Source organism: Tessaracoccus sp. SD287, assembly GCF_017355265.1.
GTDB lineage: Bacteria > Actinomycetota > Actinomycetes > Propionibacteriales > Propionibacteriaceae > Aestuariimicrobium.
Genome location: NZ_JADIJQ010000005.1, coordinates 37017 through 52736, shown reverse-complemented (window position 1 = coordinate 52736; position 15720 = coordinate 37017). Strand labels below are relative to the sequence as shown.

Here is a 15720-nt window from a genome sequence, read left to right as displayed (position 1 = left end):
GCTGGGCGCGCACCTGCTTGGCATGAGCCCTGCATCCACTGACCCCTCGAATCGCCGCCGACTCGTCGCCCTCGTCGCCGCCGGCATTGTCTTGCTGCTCCTGGCCGGCGTCGGCATCTACGGACTCCTCACCGGCCCCCGCAACACGACTTCGAGCACCGACGATCCGAAACCCGGCCCGGTCACGACGGAACCGCCGACCGTGCCACCGAGCACGCCCCGAGCACCCCAGGTTCCGGCGGTCCCGCGTTCCGTCGACCCGGCCACGTTCGCCCAGGGTGTCGTGTCCACGTTGTTCGCGTGGGACACCGCCTCAGGGTTGTGGCCGCTGGACTACACCTCGGCGATCCTCGCGGTCGGAGACCCCTCCGGCGATGAGCAAGCCGGGCTCGCCTCCGACGTGGCCGCCTACCTGCCGAACCGGGACGTCTGGATCGAGCTGCGCCAGTACGCCACCAGCCAGCACATCACCATCGACACCGCCTACGTCCCCGACGCATGGGCCGATGCCGTCGAGCAGGCACAACCGGGACAGCTCGCCCCTGGAACGGTCGCGGTCACGATCGAGGGCACCCGTCACCGCGAAGGCGTCTGGAACAGCCAGCCGGTCACCTCGCAGCATGAGGTGACGTTCACCGTGTTCGTCGTCTGCGCCCCGACGTATCCGACCTGCCATCTGCTGCGGCTGTCGCAGCTCGACAACCCACTGCGCTGAGAGATGTCGTCGTGTTCCGCAAACTCGCCATCGCAGCCCTCGCGCTCATGTTCTTCGCACCCGCCGCAGCACTGCTCGGCATCGGCGTGCTGATGAACCCCGCCGCAGCCCACTGCGCCACCCCCGCCGGGACCGTGAACCTCGGACCCATCCCGGACTCGCTCACCGTGACCACCGCGAACGGCGAGACCTTCACCCTGAACCGTCAGCAGCTCACCCACGCCGCCACGATCATCGCCATCGGCAACGGGCTCGATGACGTGGGACGGCCCGGAATCAAGATCGCACTCATGGCAGCGCTCACCGAGTCCACGCTGCGGATGCTCACCAACACCGGCACCTACCCCGAGTCGGCGAACTACCCCAACGACGGCAACGGCTCCGACCACGACAGCCTCGGTCTGTTCCAGATGCGCCCCCAATCCGGCTGGGGAACCGTCGCCGAACTCATGGACCCCACCTACCAAGCACGCGCGTTCTTCGGCGGACCGGCCGGCCCGAACTACCCCTCACCACGCGGCCTGCTCGACATCCCCGGCTGGCAGCAGATGGACCCCGGCGAAGCTGCCCAAGCCGTCGAAGTCTCCGCCTACCCCGACCGCTACCGCAACTACGAACCCGTCGCCGAAACCATCCTCACCGCCCTCACCAGCAGCAGCTCCAGCGTGACACCGGCGGGGTCCGGTGGACCAGCGGTGTCGTCGTCGCGCGTGGTGTTCCCACTGCCCGAAGGAACCTGGGTGGCGACATCACCGTTCGGGATGCGCGTGCACCCGATCACCGGCGAATACAAGCTGCACACCGGCGCCGACTTCGCAGCCCCCGACGGCACCCCGATCCTCGCGGTCGCCGACGGCACCGTGACGCACGCCGAGTTCACCGGCACCTACGGCGGCCTCGTCATCATCGAGCACCACATCGACGGGCGCACCGTCGCGACCGCGTATGCGCACTCATGGGAGAACGGCATCCACGTCCAGGCCGGAGACCAAGTGCGCGCCGGGCAGCACATCGCTGATGTCGGCTCCTCCGGCTACTCCACCGGGGCACATCTGCACTTCGAGGTCCGCGACGGAGGCGCGAACGGCGAGTTCATCGACCCTGCCGCCTGGCTGAACCAGCACAACGCCGCAGACCTGCCCACAGCGACCAGCGGATCACCAGCCTCCTGCCGCACGGTGGGAACCGCAGGACCGCCCTTCGGGGTCGATGGAGACCCCGACCGGCTCGTCGACGATCCCACCACCGGCGGGCAGATCACGGCCCGGATGCTGCACCTCTACCAGCAGACCCTCGCCGCGTTCCCCGACACCGGCTGGGGCTGCTACTCACCCCGACCGGGCACCAAGTCCGAGCATCCCCTCGGACGCGCCTGCGACATCACCTTCGGCAACCAGATCGGCCAACGTCCCAACCCCGCCCAGCTCGAAGCCGGCTGGCGAGTCACGAACTGGATGAAGGAGAACGCCGGGGTGCTCGGCATCGAGTACCTGATCTGGCAAGGGCAGATCTGGTCTCTCGCCCGCGACGATCAAGGCTGGCGTCCCTACAACGGTGGCGGCATGCACGACCCCACCTCGATCACGGGATCGCACAGCGATCACCTCCACGTCACAGTCAAAGTTGGTGCGTGATGGGCGTCTTCCCCGACTTCGACGGCCTCGGCAGCATCGGCGACCTCCGCGCCGTCGTCGGCGCGCTCTTGACCTTCGTCCTCATCGTCGCCGTACTCATGCTGATCGTCTCCGCGATCGTGTGGGCCATCGCGACCTCCCACGGCAACTACGCCACCGCAAGCAAAGGCCGAACCGGAGTCCTCGTATCCCTCGGCGCTGCCGTCCTCGCCGGAGGCGGCGTCGCCTGGATGAACTGGCTCCTCAACCTCGGGCAACAACTCTGAGCCGCAAACCTCCAACCCCGGCGGTGCCCACGTCCTCGATGACGTGGGCACCGCTGTTTCTGCTGACGGCGGGGCGGGAGGGCGCGCGGGCGCACCTGCCGTGTGTACCCCGTCTGCGAGTTCGTGGGCGGGCCGCCCGTCGCCAAGGAGACCTACCGTGTTCGATCTGCTCGCCAACGTCATGTCCGCGCCGATGCTGGTGCCGATGGACATCAACATCGACCCCAACACCAACGGGCTGCCGGGGATCAACCAGCTGCGCACCATCGTGGGCGCGGTGATGACCATCGGCCTGATCCTCAGCGTCCTCGCCCTGATCGTCTCCGCGATCGTTTGGGGCTTCGGAGCCAACAGCAGCAACCCGCACCTCGCCTCGCGCGGAAAGATCGGCGTGCTCGTCTCCTGCGGCGCAGCGGTGATCTGTGGCGCGTCGGTGACGCTCATCAACTTCTTCTGGAACGTCGGCCAGCAGGTCTGACCAGCCGGTCGTCGTCGAGAGCTGGAGTTCGAGATGGGCGTGTGCGACGTTCCTGTGATCTCGTCGGTGTGCGATGCCGTCGGCGAAGGTGCCGCTTCCTTGGTTGCGGCCCCGTTCGACTGGCTTGCCCAGGCGATGGGTGCCGCCGCCGGGTGGCTGTTCGAGGCGGTCTGGTCGGTCTTCGACACCACCACGCTGGTGGATGTCACCAAGCCCGGCTACGTCGCCGTCTACAACCTGCTGTTCGGCATCGCGGTCTTCGTGATGCTGATCTTCTTCTGCCTCCAACTCATCACCGGCCTGATCCGCCGCGACCCCACCGCACTCACCCGCGCCGCCCTGGGGCTGGCGAAGTCCGTCCTCGGGTCGTTCGTGGTCATCACGCTCACGGCGCTGCTGTTGGAAGTCGTCGATCAGCTGTGCATCGGGATCGTGCAGGCCGCCGGGGAGACCACCGAGTCGATGGGCGACAAGATCGCCCTCCTCGCCGCCGGGCTGGTCGGGATCAATATCGCCGCCCCCGGTGTCGGAGCGATCATCACCATCTTCATGGCCGGCCTTGCGATCACCGCCGCCGCCATCGTGTGGCTGTCCCTTCTCGTCAGGAAAGCGCTGCTGCTGGTCGCGGTCGTCTTCGCTCCGCTCGCGTTCAGCGGCGCATCCTGGGACGCCAGCCGGGGATGGATCGGGAAGTGGGCGATGTTCGTCGTCGCCCTGATCTGTTCCAAGCTCGTCCTCGTCGTTATGTTCCTGGTCGCGATCACCCAGGTCTCCGCACCCATCGACGCGGACCTGGCGTCGGTCAGCGATCCCATCGCGGGGATCGTGCTGATGGCGATGGCCGCGTTCGCTCCCTATCTCACCTACAAGTTCATCGCGTTCGTCGGGTTCGACATGTACCACGCAATCGGCTCCGAACAGGACGCCAAGAGCGCACTCAACCGCCCAATCCCAGTCCCGTCCAAGCCGCAAGGCGGCGCAGACCCGAAGAAGGTACTCGACGGCAGCAGTGGCGGCGGCAACGCGAGCGGAAGCTCCGGGAGCGGGAGCAGCGCGCCGCCACCGCCGAAGACCCCGGCACCGACACCCGCTGCGAGCGGCGGAGGCGCGGCAGGCGGTGGAGGTGCCGCAGCGGGCGGAGGTGGAGCAGCCGCGGCCGGTCCCGTGGCCGCGGGCGTGGTGATCGGGGCGAGTGTCGCCAAGGGTGCCGCCACGGCTGGACCCAAGGCCGGGACGGCGCTGGGAGCCCAAGGCGAGCACGCCGCCGACGCTGCCGCGCAGACCCCGCCGCCACCGTCCGCGTCGCCAGCGGTGGCATCGCCGTCGACCCCCACACCGCGCCCGCCGAGTGCCGATCCGTCGCCGCCGCCGAAGCAGCCTCCGCCGCCCGCGCCACGCCCGACGAAGGAGTAGACGATGAGCAGCACGAACAACGACCGGCCGACCGCGGGCGAGCTGGTGCCGGTGAAGTTCTCCCGCCTCACCCGACGCGGTGTCCTCCTCGGCCTCTCGCTGACCCAACTCATCACCCTCGCCATCGGCGGAGCCACCCTCATCGGCGCGTTCTACGCCGGAGGCGGAATGCTGCTCGCCTACACCGCCCCGATCTGGGTACTCGCCGCCGCACTGACCTGGATACCCATCGCGGGCAGACCGATCGTGGAATGGCTACCGATCGCCTGCTGGTGGCTATGGCGCACCACCGGCGGGCAACTGCTCTACCGGCGCAGGATCGTCGTACCCCGCCCCGTCGGCACACTCGCGCTGCCCGGAGACATGGCACGGCTGCGCGAGTACACCGACCCCGACACCAGCGCCGGGATGATCCATGACCCGCACGCCGCCACCCTGACCGTGGTGTGCGAGGTCACGCATCCCGCGTTCGTGCTCCTCGACCCCGGTGAGCAGGAACGCCGCGTCACCTCCTGGGGCCGAGTCCTTGCCACCGTTTGCCGGTCCGGGCGCATCGCAACCCTGCAAGTCCTCGAACGCACCCTCCCAGACTCCGGCACCGGCCTAGCCGAATGGTGGGCCACGCACGGCACCCCCGACGGGTCATGGGCAGCCGACACCTACGCAGAGTTGATCGAACGTGCCGGTCCCGCCGGCGAGCGCCACGCCACCACACTCTCGCTGTCGCTCGACATGCGTGCCAGCGCCCGGCAGATCAGAACCGCCGGCGGCGGGATACGCGGTGCCGCCGCCGTGCTGCGGCAAGAGATGAACACCCTCGTCGCCGCGCTCCGCTCCGCCGACCTGTCACCGTCAGGATGGCTCGCCCCAGGGCAGATCGCGGTCATGCTGCGCTCGGCTTACGACCCAGCCATCGCCGCCACCCTGGAACGTCACGGCAGGCTCGGCCAGTCGCTCGCCACGGCAGGTCCAGTCGCAGTCACCGAGACCTGGAGCCGGCTGCGCACCGACTCCGCCCACCACGCGGTGCTCTGGGTCAGCGAATGGCCGCGGTCGCTGGTGTATCCGGGGTTCTTATCACCGGTCCTGCTGTCCACCGGCATCCAGCGCTCGTTCTCGCTGATCTGCACCCCGATGCGCTCCGACCAGGCCGCCCGCGACATCCGCAAGAAGAAGGTCGAGCACATCTCCGACCAAGCCCAGCGCGCGAAGATCGGCCAGATCGAGGACGCCTCCCAGACCGCCGAGTACCACGACGTACTCCAACAAGAAGCCGACCTCACAGCCGGTCACGGCATCCTGCGCTACACCGGCCTCATCGCTGTGTCCGCACCCACCGTCGAGGAACTCGACGCAGCGGTGGCCGCCATCGAGCAAGCCGCGATCCAAGCCTCCTGCGAGACCCGGCTGCTCGTCGGCCAGCAAGCAGCCGCGTTCACTGCCGCCGCGCTACCGCTCTGTCGCAAGGTGTAGAGGCTACGCGGACGGCAACTCAGCAGCAGAGGCACTGGCAGCCCGAGCTTCGGTGCGACCAGAAGCGCCATCTGCGATCACAGTCACGAGGGCATCGATGCTCTCGTGGTCGGCGTCAGCAGGGAACATCCACTGGACATCACTTCGTTCTGTGGTGACGCCGATGGTTGGCCGCACTCGATCTCCGTGATTCGTTCTCGGACGCACGTACTTCACCTCATCGAGTGGGTAGGTGGTGCCGAGCTCGCCACGACGTAGAAGCGCCTTCGGTGTCGCGGTGACGATTCGGCGGTCTGTCACTGCGACGAAGGTGCTGGACGTGAGTATCTCGGCCATCGCGCCGGCCCTTCCGGGGGCGAGCGCGTCCCAGGCGGTATCGACACGCTTGGCCAGGAGCGCTGGCACCACTCCTGTGAGGTTGTGTGCGCCGGTCTCGTACGGGAACGCAATGCTGCGGAGTTGTTCACCGTCCTCCAGGAACCACCGAAGCACATGCAGATAGGGATCAAGATCGAGCCCTTCGGGTGCGCACACTGTGGCCGGCACTGCTGGCATCTCGACTGCTGGCTGGAGCATGTCGGCCAAGGGCTCGATGGCTTCGAGGAGCTGCCTGCAAGTGAGCTGAGACGCCTTTGCATCCTTCCGCTTCTTCGTGAGAGGCACGGTAGCGCGACCGGGGAGCTCGGCGATGATCCGCAATTCACGCACGAGTGACTCGGTCAACGAGCGGATTTCGGAGAGCGACTCGTTGATCTCGGCGGGCGTGTTCCGGGCGATCCGGTCGAAGAGCTGCGCTTCGCTCTCGTCGTTGGTGCTTCGTGTTCTGGCGAGGGCAGCCCGGACCGCCTGGTACTCCGCGTGGGTCTTCAGCGAGCTGAGCAGCGCGTAGGTATCGAAGACGATTGCTTCGGCGTTGGATTCGAGGTACTGACGGCGAGCGCGACCCTCCACCTTCCCGAGTTCCAGAACGTGGCCAGCCACGTTCTTGCGGTACAGCTTCAGTTGCTTGCGGATGTTGGGGCCGCTGGGAGCGATGGGCTCCCAGACAGAGTCTGTGATGGCGTCGAGTTCGCGGGTCTCCTTCACCGCCTCATCCACGGACTCCGCCAGCCCTTCAAGCTCTGCCCATTGCTCGTTCCGGATGACCTTGAGCGTCTGCGTCGTGAGCTGAATGTTGGAGCGGACGAGGCCCGAAATCTCACCGAGCTGCATCTGGAGCGCGATCATGGCGACAGCCGGGCCGATGGCTGCGATCGCCGTGGCGGCCGTCATCGAAGCGGGGATGAAGCGTGCCTGCGCGACCATTTCACCGTTCTTGAAGATCGCCCCGAGCTTGGCGCCGTCCTTTGCTGCCATCTGGCCGCCGCTCTTCAACAGAGACAGCGTCGCATCGTTGACGCGGAAGAGGCCTTGCGCGCTCGACACAGCTTCCGCAACGTTTCCGACGATGGTGCCTGCGTTGCCGAGGGAGCCAAGAGCGGTGGAGAGCTGGGCGCGGTCAAAGGAGGGCACCATGTCGAGGCTGATGAGTTCAAGACCGTCGGGGACTTCGCCGAATACGACTGCGACACCTGGTGTCACTTCGACGAGGGTCGTGGATGTCGCGAGTTCATGCGCGTCAGACCTGATCTGACCATCTTCCTTGGCCTGCCCGTCAACGGCCTCGTCGCTACCGGACTCGTCGCGCGCGTCGTCCATGTGGGCTCTCCTTCTCGCCGGTGACTGCCTTGTGCCTCCCTCCGACGCCTCCGTCAAGTATGTCAGCCGACTCCGACAGCGCCGGGGTGCTTCACAGTGCACCTCCTCATCACACGACTCCCGAGGAGGCCGACCATGCCCACGTTCTTCGATTCGACTGCCGACGCTGCTGAGGCGTCCGAGGCGCTGCGGGGGTTGGCTCACGCGAGCCGGGGCTTCGATCAGCCCGCGCAGATGTATGGGGTGATCGGCGACCTCTCGTCGGGGATGCGGTCGCTGCGGCAGGTGCTCGATCAGATCGCGGATGTTCACGAGCGCAAGGTTGCGCACGCGTTCAACGACGACGGAAGCCACGAGGCCGGGGTGCGGGACGCGCTGGCTACTGCGGAGGAGTTGCGCCAGTCGGCGAACCTCGTGGACCGGGCCTACGACCGGCTCGCGGAGGGCTTCATAGCGGCCGGCCGGATCGCCTGGCACCCCGACCCCGCCGTCGAGGAGGCCGCGCCGTCCAGGTGGGTCAACGTGGTGTTCCTTCAGGGCGATGAGGCCGACAGGCCGTTGCGCATCCTCGGTGAGCTGGGGCATGTCGATGCGGTGGACTACCTCGCGAAGTGGGACTACGGGGACGAGACCACGCAGGCTGCGCTGGAGAACGGGTACGTCTACGACGAGCCCGGCCAGGGAACCAACGACCAGGTGGCGATCGCCGGCGACTACGCGCTGGTCGTCAACCCACACGTCGGGTACGTCTCGCTGCTGCGCCGCTACACCGAACCCGACACCGAGGCTCAGGAAGCGGCACAGACCGGGCCGTCCCCGACGCGGAACGGCCCGGAGCTGCGGGTGTCGCACTCATCGCCGAGTGCTCCGAAGCGGACCGACCTTTCGTCCTCGAAGCGGGATGGGTCATGGTTCGAGCCCGCGAAGATCGCCGCGGTGAAGCAGGCGCGGGGGCTGGGGCTGTGACCCAGGATCGGGAACGGCTGCACACCGCTGTTCTGGTGGCACCGTCGAAGGAACGCCGGAAGCTCCGCAAGCAGCGCCACCGCGCAGAAGCCCGCTTGCATGCCGAGCAGCGCAAGGCCACACTCGCGTCCGCCAAGCTCAAGGCCGAGCAGGAGCGGGCCGAGCGGCGCGCCACGATCTACCTCCCGAAGGCCGGCGAGCCAGGTGCCGCGCGGTTGCGGACGCCAGGCCGGTTCCATCTGACCAGGCATCAGGACACCTCGGCGACGCTGGCGGGCGCGTATCCGTTCGTCGCCGAGGGCGGCCTCGGCGCCGATGGAGTGTTCGTGGGGCAGGACCTGTACTCGGGTGGGAGCTTCGTCTACGACCCGTGGGTGCTGTACGCACGCGGGATCATCACCGCACCGAATGTGGTGCTGGCCGGGATCGTCGGCTCCGGGAAGTCGAGCCTCGCCAAATCGCTCTATACGCGGTCGTTGCCGTTCGGGCGGCGCGTATACGTTCCCGGCGACCCGAAGGGCGAGCACACCGCGGTCGCCAACGCCGTCGGCGGACGCGCGATCGTGCTCGGCCACAGCCTCAACACCCGCCTAAACCCGCTCGACGAGGGCCACCGGCCAGCGGGCCTCTCGGATGAGCAGTGGACCAACACGGTCGCGGCCCGGCGTCGTGACCTGATCGGTGCGCTCGCCGAGACCGTGCTCGCACGCGGGTTGTCGCCGTTGGAGCACACCGCGATCGACATCGCCCTGACCCAGATGGTGCGGGAGAACGATGTGCCGATCCTGCCGATGGTCGTCGACCGCATCCTGGCACCCAGTGCGGATGCCGACGGCAGGCTGGCCGAGGACGGGCGTCTGGTCGGTCACGCGCTGCGCCGTCTCGTGGCCGGTGACCTGGCCGGGCTGTTCGACGGCCCGTCCACGGTCAGGTTCGATCCGTCGTTGCCGATGATCTCCCTCGACCTGTCCCGGGTCACGGAGAACTCGACGCTGATCTCGGTGTTGATGACGTGCTCGTCGGCGTGGATGGAGTCCGCGCTGCTCGACCCGAACGGCGGGCAACGGTGGGTGATCTACGACGAAGCCTGGCGACTCATGTCCCACCCGGCGTTGCTGCGGCGGATGGACGCGCATTGGCGACTGGCCCGGCATTACGGGATCGCGAACATGCTGATCTTCCACAAGCTCACCGACCTCGACAACGTGGGCGACCAAGGCTCCGCGATGCGGTCGCTGGCCAACTCACTGCTCGCGAACGCCGAGACCCGGATCGTGTACCGCCAGGAATCCGACCAGCTCGGCCCGACCGCGACCGCGCTTGGCCTGACCGGCACCGAGCAACAGCTCTTGCCGAACCTCGGCGTCGGCCAAGGGCTGTGGCGAATCAAGGCCAGGAGCTTCGTCACACAGCATCAGCTGCACCCTGCCGAGCTCGCCTTGTTCGACACCAGCAGCCGCGCGGCGGGAGGCCACCGATGAACCTCACCAGCCCGCGCCGATCTGACCCGAACGACGACGAGAGTATGGCTCCGGTTGAGTTGCCGCACGTCCTCGTCATCGTCGCCGTCGACGGGACACTGACCGCGACCGTGGATGGGAGACCATTCCCGGCACCCGGTGAGACCGCGTGGACGCGAACGACGTTCGGGCCGCTCATGGATGCGATCACCAAGGACCGAACCGTCGCGGTGCGGGTGGAGGTGCGGGAGTGCGATGGGAGCGTCTTCACTGACATCATCCGTCCCCGCGCACCCCGACGCGCCGTGGCGTTGCTGGAGAAGCCGGTGCCGGAGACGCGGCGGAGTCGTCACGCACGCCGGGTGCCGCGTTTGATGGAGGTCACCGCCGACGGGTTCGTTCCCGGTGAGGATGTCGCCGTCGCGACGATCGTCTCCCACACCGACGCCACCGGAACCGGTGAGGCACGCGCGCTCATCGACCTCGACACCATCCCCGATGCTGCGGGGCAGGAAGTGATTCTGCTCGGGCGTATCTCGGGCACGTTCGCGGTGCGGCGGTTGACATGAGCCAGCGACAGGCAGGGGGCATGGGCGACGAACTCACCAACGCCGCCCTGATCGGGCTGATCGGCATGTTCGGGATCGCGCTCGTTCTGCGCGCGGCCGGCAGCGTCACCGCGTTCCTCACCGGCCTGCCGCAGCCGGACGCCGGCCCGGCTGCGGGCCTCGGGGTGCTGTTCAACCCCGCCGACCCCGCGACCGCGCTCAGCGCTGACGGGCTCAACCCGATCCTGTACTGGCTCGTCAGTGCCGTCATGCTCGGCGGGCTTGCCGCCGCGGCCGTCTGGGTCTGGATCATGCTGCGCCACCACACCAGGAAGACCGAGACCGACCCTCACCGCCTCGCCGGAATCGCCACCAGCCAGGAAGTGAAGACGGCCGCGTCAGCGAAGGCACTGCTACACCGTGCTGGGACGCTGCGGCCGTCGCTGGAAGCCCCGACACCGGAGGATGTCGGCTACCTGCTCGGAGCCAGTCGCGGCACGAAGGTATGGGCATCGGTAGAGGACTCGATCCTGCTGATCGGCCCACCCCGCTCAGGCAAGGGCCTGCACGTCGTCATCAACGCGATCCTCGACGCACCCGGCGCAGTCGTCACGACCAGCACGAGGCCTGACAACCTCACAGCGACCCTCCGCGCTCGACGCCGCAAGTGTGGGCCGGTCGCGGTGTTCGACCCGCAACACCTCGCTGAGGGCATCCCCGCCGGGCTGTGCTGGTCGCCCATTCGCGGCTGTGACGATCCGTTGACCGCGATGATCCGAGCTAACGGCCTCGCCGCCGCCACAGGACTCAGTGCTGGCGGGGTCGAGTCGGGCGGGTTCTGGGAGGGCAAGACCCGCACCGCACTTCAGAGCCTGCTGCACGCTGCCGCGCTCGACGGCCGCCAGCCGGCCGAGTTGTTCAGATGGACTCTTGACCCCAGCGCCGCGTCGGAGGCCGTCGCCATCCTCAACTCGCACCCGAACGCCGCGATGGGCTGGGACGACTCCCTGGCCGCGATGATCGACGCCGATCCCAAGACCCGCGACAGCATCTGGCAAGGCGTCTCCCTCGCACTCGCTGCCCTCGCGGACCCGCGTGTACTGGATGCCGTCACGCCAGGACCGCACGAACACTTCGACCCCGAGACCTTCCTCACCGAGCAAGGCACCCTCTACCTGCTCGCCACCGGTGCCGGTGCAGGAGCGTCCGCGTCACTGGTCGCGGCGTTCGTCGAAGACCTCATCGAAACCGCCCGCCGACTTGCGGCCCGCTCACCCGGAGCGCGGCTCGATCCGCCACTGTTGCTCGCACTCGACGAAATCGGAAACCTGGCCCCTCTGCCGTCACTGCCGACGCTCATGGCCGAAGGCGGCGGCACCGGCATCACGACTATGCCGGTCTTGCAGTCCCTCGCCCAAGCCCGCGACAGGTGGAGCGAACACCAGGCCGGCGCGATCTGGGACGCCAGCATCGTCAAGATCATCCTCGGCGGCGCATCCAACAGCCGCGACCTCCAAGACCTCTCCACTCTCATCGGAGAGCGAGACGAGTACACCGACAGCGTGACCCTCGGCGACCACGGCACCCGCTCGAATCAGCGCTCGATCCGCCGCGTCCCGATCCTGCCGCCAGACCGCATCCGCACCCTGCCATTCGGCGCCGGCATCACGATGCTGCGCTCCGCGCCGCCCATCGTCACCGACCTACGCGCCTGGCCGACCCGCGCCGACTCCGCGCAGCTCCGCAGCGACCGCGACGAACTCGAAGCACTCTTACGGCGACCTGCCTCCTGACGCTGCGCCTGGGTGCCGAAGCGCACCTGCCTGACACAGCGACCACACACGGCTGGTCGCCCGAGTTCAGGAGGACGCCATCATGGCCATTCGCACCCACCAGTCCATCTCCGGTTTCGTTGCCTCGGACCCGCAGCTCAGCTACACCGACCGCGGCGACGCGCGTCTGTACATGAAGGTCGGCATCGAGCACTACCGCAAGGAGCCCGACAACTCCTTCACGCAGTTGGAGACGACCTTCCACGACCTCATCGCGTATCGCGGTGCCGCCGAGCAGGGAGCCGAGCGGCTCGCCAAGGGCGACAACATCATCGCCGACGGGCGTGTGCGCGACTACTCCTACGAGCGCAACGGCCAGCGGTACGAAGGTGAGGAGTTCATCGCGACGCGCATCGGACACGATCTCGCCCGCACCCGCTACGAAGTGGATCGCAGCGAGCGCACTTCTGGCCGAGACGCCACGGCGTTCGCCGCCCCTCAGCAGGCCGCAACATCCGCCGCGACCGCCATCGGAATGTGAGCGACTCAGCCATGACCGATCAGTTCCTTCCCGAGCACGACGACATGCCACCCGAGGCCGGCCCGGCGTCATCGCGATTCGACGTGCCCGAGCCGCCGCACCCGGTCAACTGGAACTTGCTGACCGCCAACGATCTCGAAGCAGAGTTGCTCGAACTGAACCGCTGGGTGGACTGGCTTCGCCACACCTACGGTCTTCCGGCCAGTGTTGTGCCGCCCTACTGGCACCGTCACCCCGAACTCCTCTGGGAGCTTTCCGCGCTGCACCTGCACTGGCTGTGCGCGTACGACCCCGAGCAGAACGGCTCCGCGCCGCTCGGCTGGCACCGCGACTTCGCCGATACCCGCGCCCGCCTCCGCGACTGGGTGGCGGCCTGCGGCACCCGCCTCGACCGGGACCGCCCGACTCGCCAGACGAGCTGGCCCGGCGAAGACCCCGCCCAGCCCATCGAGGACTCACCGATCACGGATCGCGACGAGGACTTCGTTCGGTTCGTGATCGACATGGTGAACGCACGCCAAGAGGCAGAGGATGCCTTCTTCGCAGGCGTCGACCCGGAGACCGGCGAGGTGTGAATCGTGGCGCGCCGCTATGAACGGAAGACCGGGCAGCGTCAGCAGAGCGAGCGCGAGCTGACGATCCGCGCCGAGTTCCACGAGCCGCCCGACCTGGACAAGCTGTGCGAGCTGCTGATCCGCCTGGCGCTCCAGCAATCGGGCTCGTGCCGTTCAGAAGGCGCGACGCGACCGAAGCGCCCTCGCGCCACGGCGAGCACGTCGTCGTAGAATGTAGGCATCCGTCGCGGATGGCGGATGTTGTGGTCCTAGCGCTTCGCCTCGGCGGGGCAAAGTAAACGTGGCCGATCCGGCCTAGTCCTACAGCCTTCGGGCTCTTCTCACGATCAACATCCGCTCTCACAAGTCCGCGGCGGCAGGACCAGTGACTGTGGAGAAGAGCCATGACGATCATCGACGCGGACCGCACCGCGATAGACAGCCTCGTAGCGCCAACCCCGTTCCCCGGATCGTTCGCCGTCTCGTACCTGCGGGTCTCCACCAAGGAGCAGGCGGAGAAGGGCGGCCAGGCGGAGGGATTCTCGATCCCCGCGCAGCGCGAGGCGAACCAGCGCAAGGCCGACCAGCTCGGCGCAACGATCATCGAGGAGTTCGTGGACGCGGGCGAATCGGCGCGCAAGGCCGACCGGCCCGAGCTGATGCGGATGATCCAGTACGTCGCGAAGCACAAGACGAACTACTGCATCGTCCACAAGGTCGACCGGCTCGCCCGAAACCGTGCCGATGACGTGACGATCCACCTTGCGCTCAAGGACGCCGGCGTCACGCTGGTCTCGGCCACGGAGAACATCGACGAGACCCCGTCCGGGATGCTGCTGCACGGCATCATGTCCTCGATTGCCGAGTTCTACTCCCGCAACCTCGCCACCGAGGTCGTCAAGGGTCTGTCGCAGAAGGCCGCGCAGGGTGGCACCGTGACGAAGGCACCCATCGGATACCTCAACGTCGGGGTACGCGACGAGTTCGGGCGGGAGGTGCGTACCGTCGAGATCGACGAGGAGCGGGCGCGGCTGGTCAGGTGGGCGTTCCAGGTGTTCGCATCCGGCGATTGGACGACCAGCCAACTCCACCAGGAACTCGTGGCGCGCGGGCTCACGACCGCGGCGTCGCCGCGGCGACCATCCCGGCCCATCGGGAAGTCGTCAGTGCATCGGATGCTGACGAACCCGTACTACAAGGGCAGCGTCCGCTACCAAGGCGTGACCTATGCCGGAGCGCACGAGGCCATCGTCCCCAACGAGGTATGGGATCAGGTGCAGACCGTGCTCGGCACGCACCGCTCGGCCGCGGATGCGACCCAGGTGCACGAGCACTACCTGAAGGGGACGGTGTTCTGCGGGCAGTGCGGCTCGCGGCTGCTGGTGTGCAACGCGAAGAGCAGCCAGGGGACTATCTACCCGTACTTCGTGTGCGCCAGCCGCCACGGTGGCAGAGGCGACTGCACCCGGCAAGCGATGCTGATCGAGCAGGTCGAACGACTCATCGAGCGCTTCTACGACAAGGTGCAGATCGACCCGGAAACGATCGAGGCGGTCTCGGCGATGATTCATGCCAGGTTCGACGAGATGATGGCCGAAGGTGCCGCCGAGCTCGCCGACCTCGCGTCCCGGAGGACCCAGCTCGAAGGCGAGCAGCAGAAGCTGCTCCAAGCCCACTATGCCGGGGCCATCCCGCTCGACCTGCTCAAGAGGGAGCAGGATCGGATCACCGCGTCGTTGGAGACCATCGAGCACCGGATCAACGCGCACCACGGCCACTACGCCGACGCGCGGGCGAACCTCGACGACTCGCTGAAACTGCTGTCCAACGCAGCCGACCTCTACGAGCACGCCGACGACGCGAACCGCAGGCTGTGCAACCAAGCACTGTTCAAGGCGATCTACATCGACGAGGACAACGACGTGCGCGTCGGCTACCGCAACCCGTACGACGGGCTGAGCCTGTCCGGCCTCCATGCCGACGCCTTGAGCTGGGCCGCCGAGGCGAAGAAAATGGGCCAGGTGGGAACCGCGACCAAGGGTGGCCCCTTGGTCGCAAGTTCACACCTGACCCGTTTGGGGTGAGTAACGGGACTTGAACCCGCGACGTCCTGGACCACAACCAGGTGCTCTACCAGCTGAGCTATACCCACCATGACCACACATCAACCGGCTGAACCGGCTCGAAAGAGCATACCCATCA

The 15720-nt window shown here is 67.6% G+C and carries 15 protein-coding genes and 1 tRNA gene; 14 read left to right on the top strand and 2 right to left on the bottom strand.

Annotated features, from left to right (window positions below; all coding sequences use genetic code 11):
- Window positions 1–22 precede the first annotated feature (22 nt).
- The 6 genes from IPV09_RS03305 (at window position 23) to IPV09_RS03280 (ending at window position 5979) form a co-directional block, all read left to right on the top strand.
- Window positions 23–715: a hypothetical protein gene (locus IPV09_RS03305; protein ID WP_207473672.1), complete on the top strand. Its 693-nt coding sequence runs from the start codon at window positions 23–25 to the stop codon at window positions 713–715.
- Between the two features lie 11 nt (window positions 716–726).
- Window positions 727–2349, top strand: coding sequence for a M23 family metallopeptidase (locus tag IPV09_RS03300; protein WP_207473671.1), 1623 nt, complete (start codon window positions 727–729; stop codon window positions 2347–2349).
- Window positions 2349–2615 carry a DUF6112 family protein gene (locus IPV09_RS03295; protein ID WP_207473737.1) on the top strand — a complete coding sequence of 89 codons (267 nt, stop codon included), beginning with the start codon at window positions 2349–2351 and terminating at the stop codon, window positions 2613–2615. The genes IPV09_RS03300 and IPV09_RS03295 overlap by 1 nt, the downstream gene beginning before the upstream one ends.
- A 181-nt stretch (window positions 2616–2796) precedes the next feature.
- The gene (locus IPV09_RS03290; protein WP_207473735.1) at window positions 2797–3093 is read left to right on the top strand and encodes a DUF6112 family protein; all 297 of its coding nucleotides are present in this window, start codon (window positions 2797–2799) and stop codon (window positions 3091–3093) included.
- 33 nt (window positions 3094–3126) lie between these two features.
- Window positions 3127–4506: a conjugal transfer protein TrbL gene (locus IPV09_RS03285; RefSeq protein WP_207473670.1), complete on the top strand. Its 1380-nt coding sequence runs from the start codon at window positions 3127–3129 to the stop codon at window positions 4504–4506.
- 3 nt (window positions 4507–4509) lie between these two features.
- Complete coding sequence (locus IPV09_RS03280; RefSeq protein WP_207473669.1) at window positions 4510–5979, top strand: SCO6880 family protein; 1470 nt, start codon at window positions 4510–4512, stop codon at window positions 5977–5979.
- A gap of 3 nt (window positions 5980–5982) precedes the next feature.
- Here the strand turns inward: IPV09_RS03280 and IPV09_RS03275 are convergent, their stop codons facing one another.
- Window positions 5983–7677, bottom strand: coding sequence for a hypothetical protein (locus IPV09_RS03275; RefSeq protein WP_207473668.1), 1695 nt, complete (start codon window positions 7675–7677; stop codon window positions 5983–5985).
- A 135-nt stretch (window positions 7678–7812) separates the two neighbouring features.
- On the opposite strand from IPV09_RS03275, the gene IPV09_RS03270 reads away from it, so the two are divergent.
- From IPV09_RS03270 to IPV09_RS03235, 8 genes are all read left to right on the top strand, one after another.
- The gene (locus tag IPV09_RS03270) at window positions 7813–8643 is read left to right on the top strand and encodes a hypothetical protein (protein ID WP_207473667.1); all 831 of its coding nucleotides are present in this window, start codon (window positions 7813–7815) and stop codon (window positions 8641–8643) included.
- Window positions 8640–10124, top strand: a complete 1485-nt coding sequence (locus IPV09_RS03265; protein ID WP_207473666.1) for an ATP-binding protein — start codon at window positions 8640–8642, stop codon at window positions 10122–10124. The genes IPV09_RS03270 and IPV09_RS03265 overlap by 4 nt, the downstream gene beginning before the upstream one ends.
- Complete coding sequence (locus tag IPV09_RS03260) at window positions 10121–10672, top strand: hypothetical protein (protein WP_207473664.1); 552 nt, start codon at window positions 10121–10123, stop codon at window positions 10670–10672. The genes IPV09_RS03265 and IPV09_RS03260 overlap by 4 nt, the downstream gene beginning before the upstream one ends.
- Window positions 10673–10692: 20 nt before the next feature.
- The gene (locus IPV09_RS03255) at window positions 10693–12444 is read left to right on the top strand and encodes a type IV secretory system conjugative DNA transfer family protein (protein WP_242681176.1); all 1752 of its coding nucleotides are present in this window, start codon (window positions 10693–10695) and stop codon (window positions 12442–12444) included.
- 82 nt (window positions 12445–12526) lie between these two features.
- Window positions 12527–12964, top strand: coding sequence for a single-stranded DNA-binding protein (locus tag IPV09_RS03250; RefSeq protein WP_207473661.1), 438 nt, complete (start codon window positions 12527–12529; stop codon window positions 12962–12964).
- Between the two features lie 11 nt (window positions 12965–12975).
- Window positions 12976–13539 carry a DUF4913 domain-containing protein gene (locus tag IPV09_RS03245; protein ID WP_242681175.1) on the top strand — a complete coding sequence of 188 codons (564 nt, stop codon included), beginning with the start codon at window positions 12976–12978 and terminating at the stop codon, window positions 13537–13539.
- 3 nt (window positions 13540–13542) lie between these two features.
- Window positions 13543–13749, top strand: coding sequence for a hypothetical protein (locus tag IPV09_RS03240; protein WP_207473659.1), 207 nt, complete (start codon window positions 13543–13545; stop codon window positions 13747–13749).
- A gap of 173 nt (window positions 13750–13922) precedes the next feature.
- Window positions 13923–15602 carry a recombinase family protein gene (locus IPV09_RS03235; RefSeq protein WP_207473658.1) on the top strand — a complete coding sequence of 560 codons (1680 nt, stop codon included), beginning with the start codon at window positions 13923–13925 and terminating at the stop codon, window positions 15600–15602.
- On the opposite strand, the gene IPV09_RS03230 is transcribed toward IPV09_RS03235, so the two are convergent.
- Window positions 15595–15670: transfer RNA gene (locus IPV09_RS03230), tRNA-His, on the bottom strand. The two genes, IPV09_RS03235 and IPV09_RS03230, sit on opposite strands and share 8 nt — an antisense overlap.
- Window positions 15671–15720: the final 50 nt, after the last annotated feature.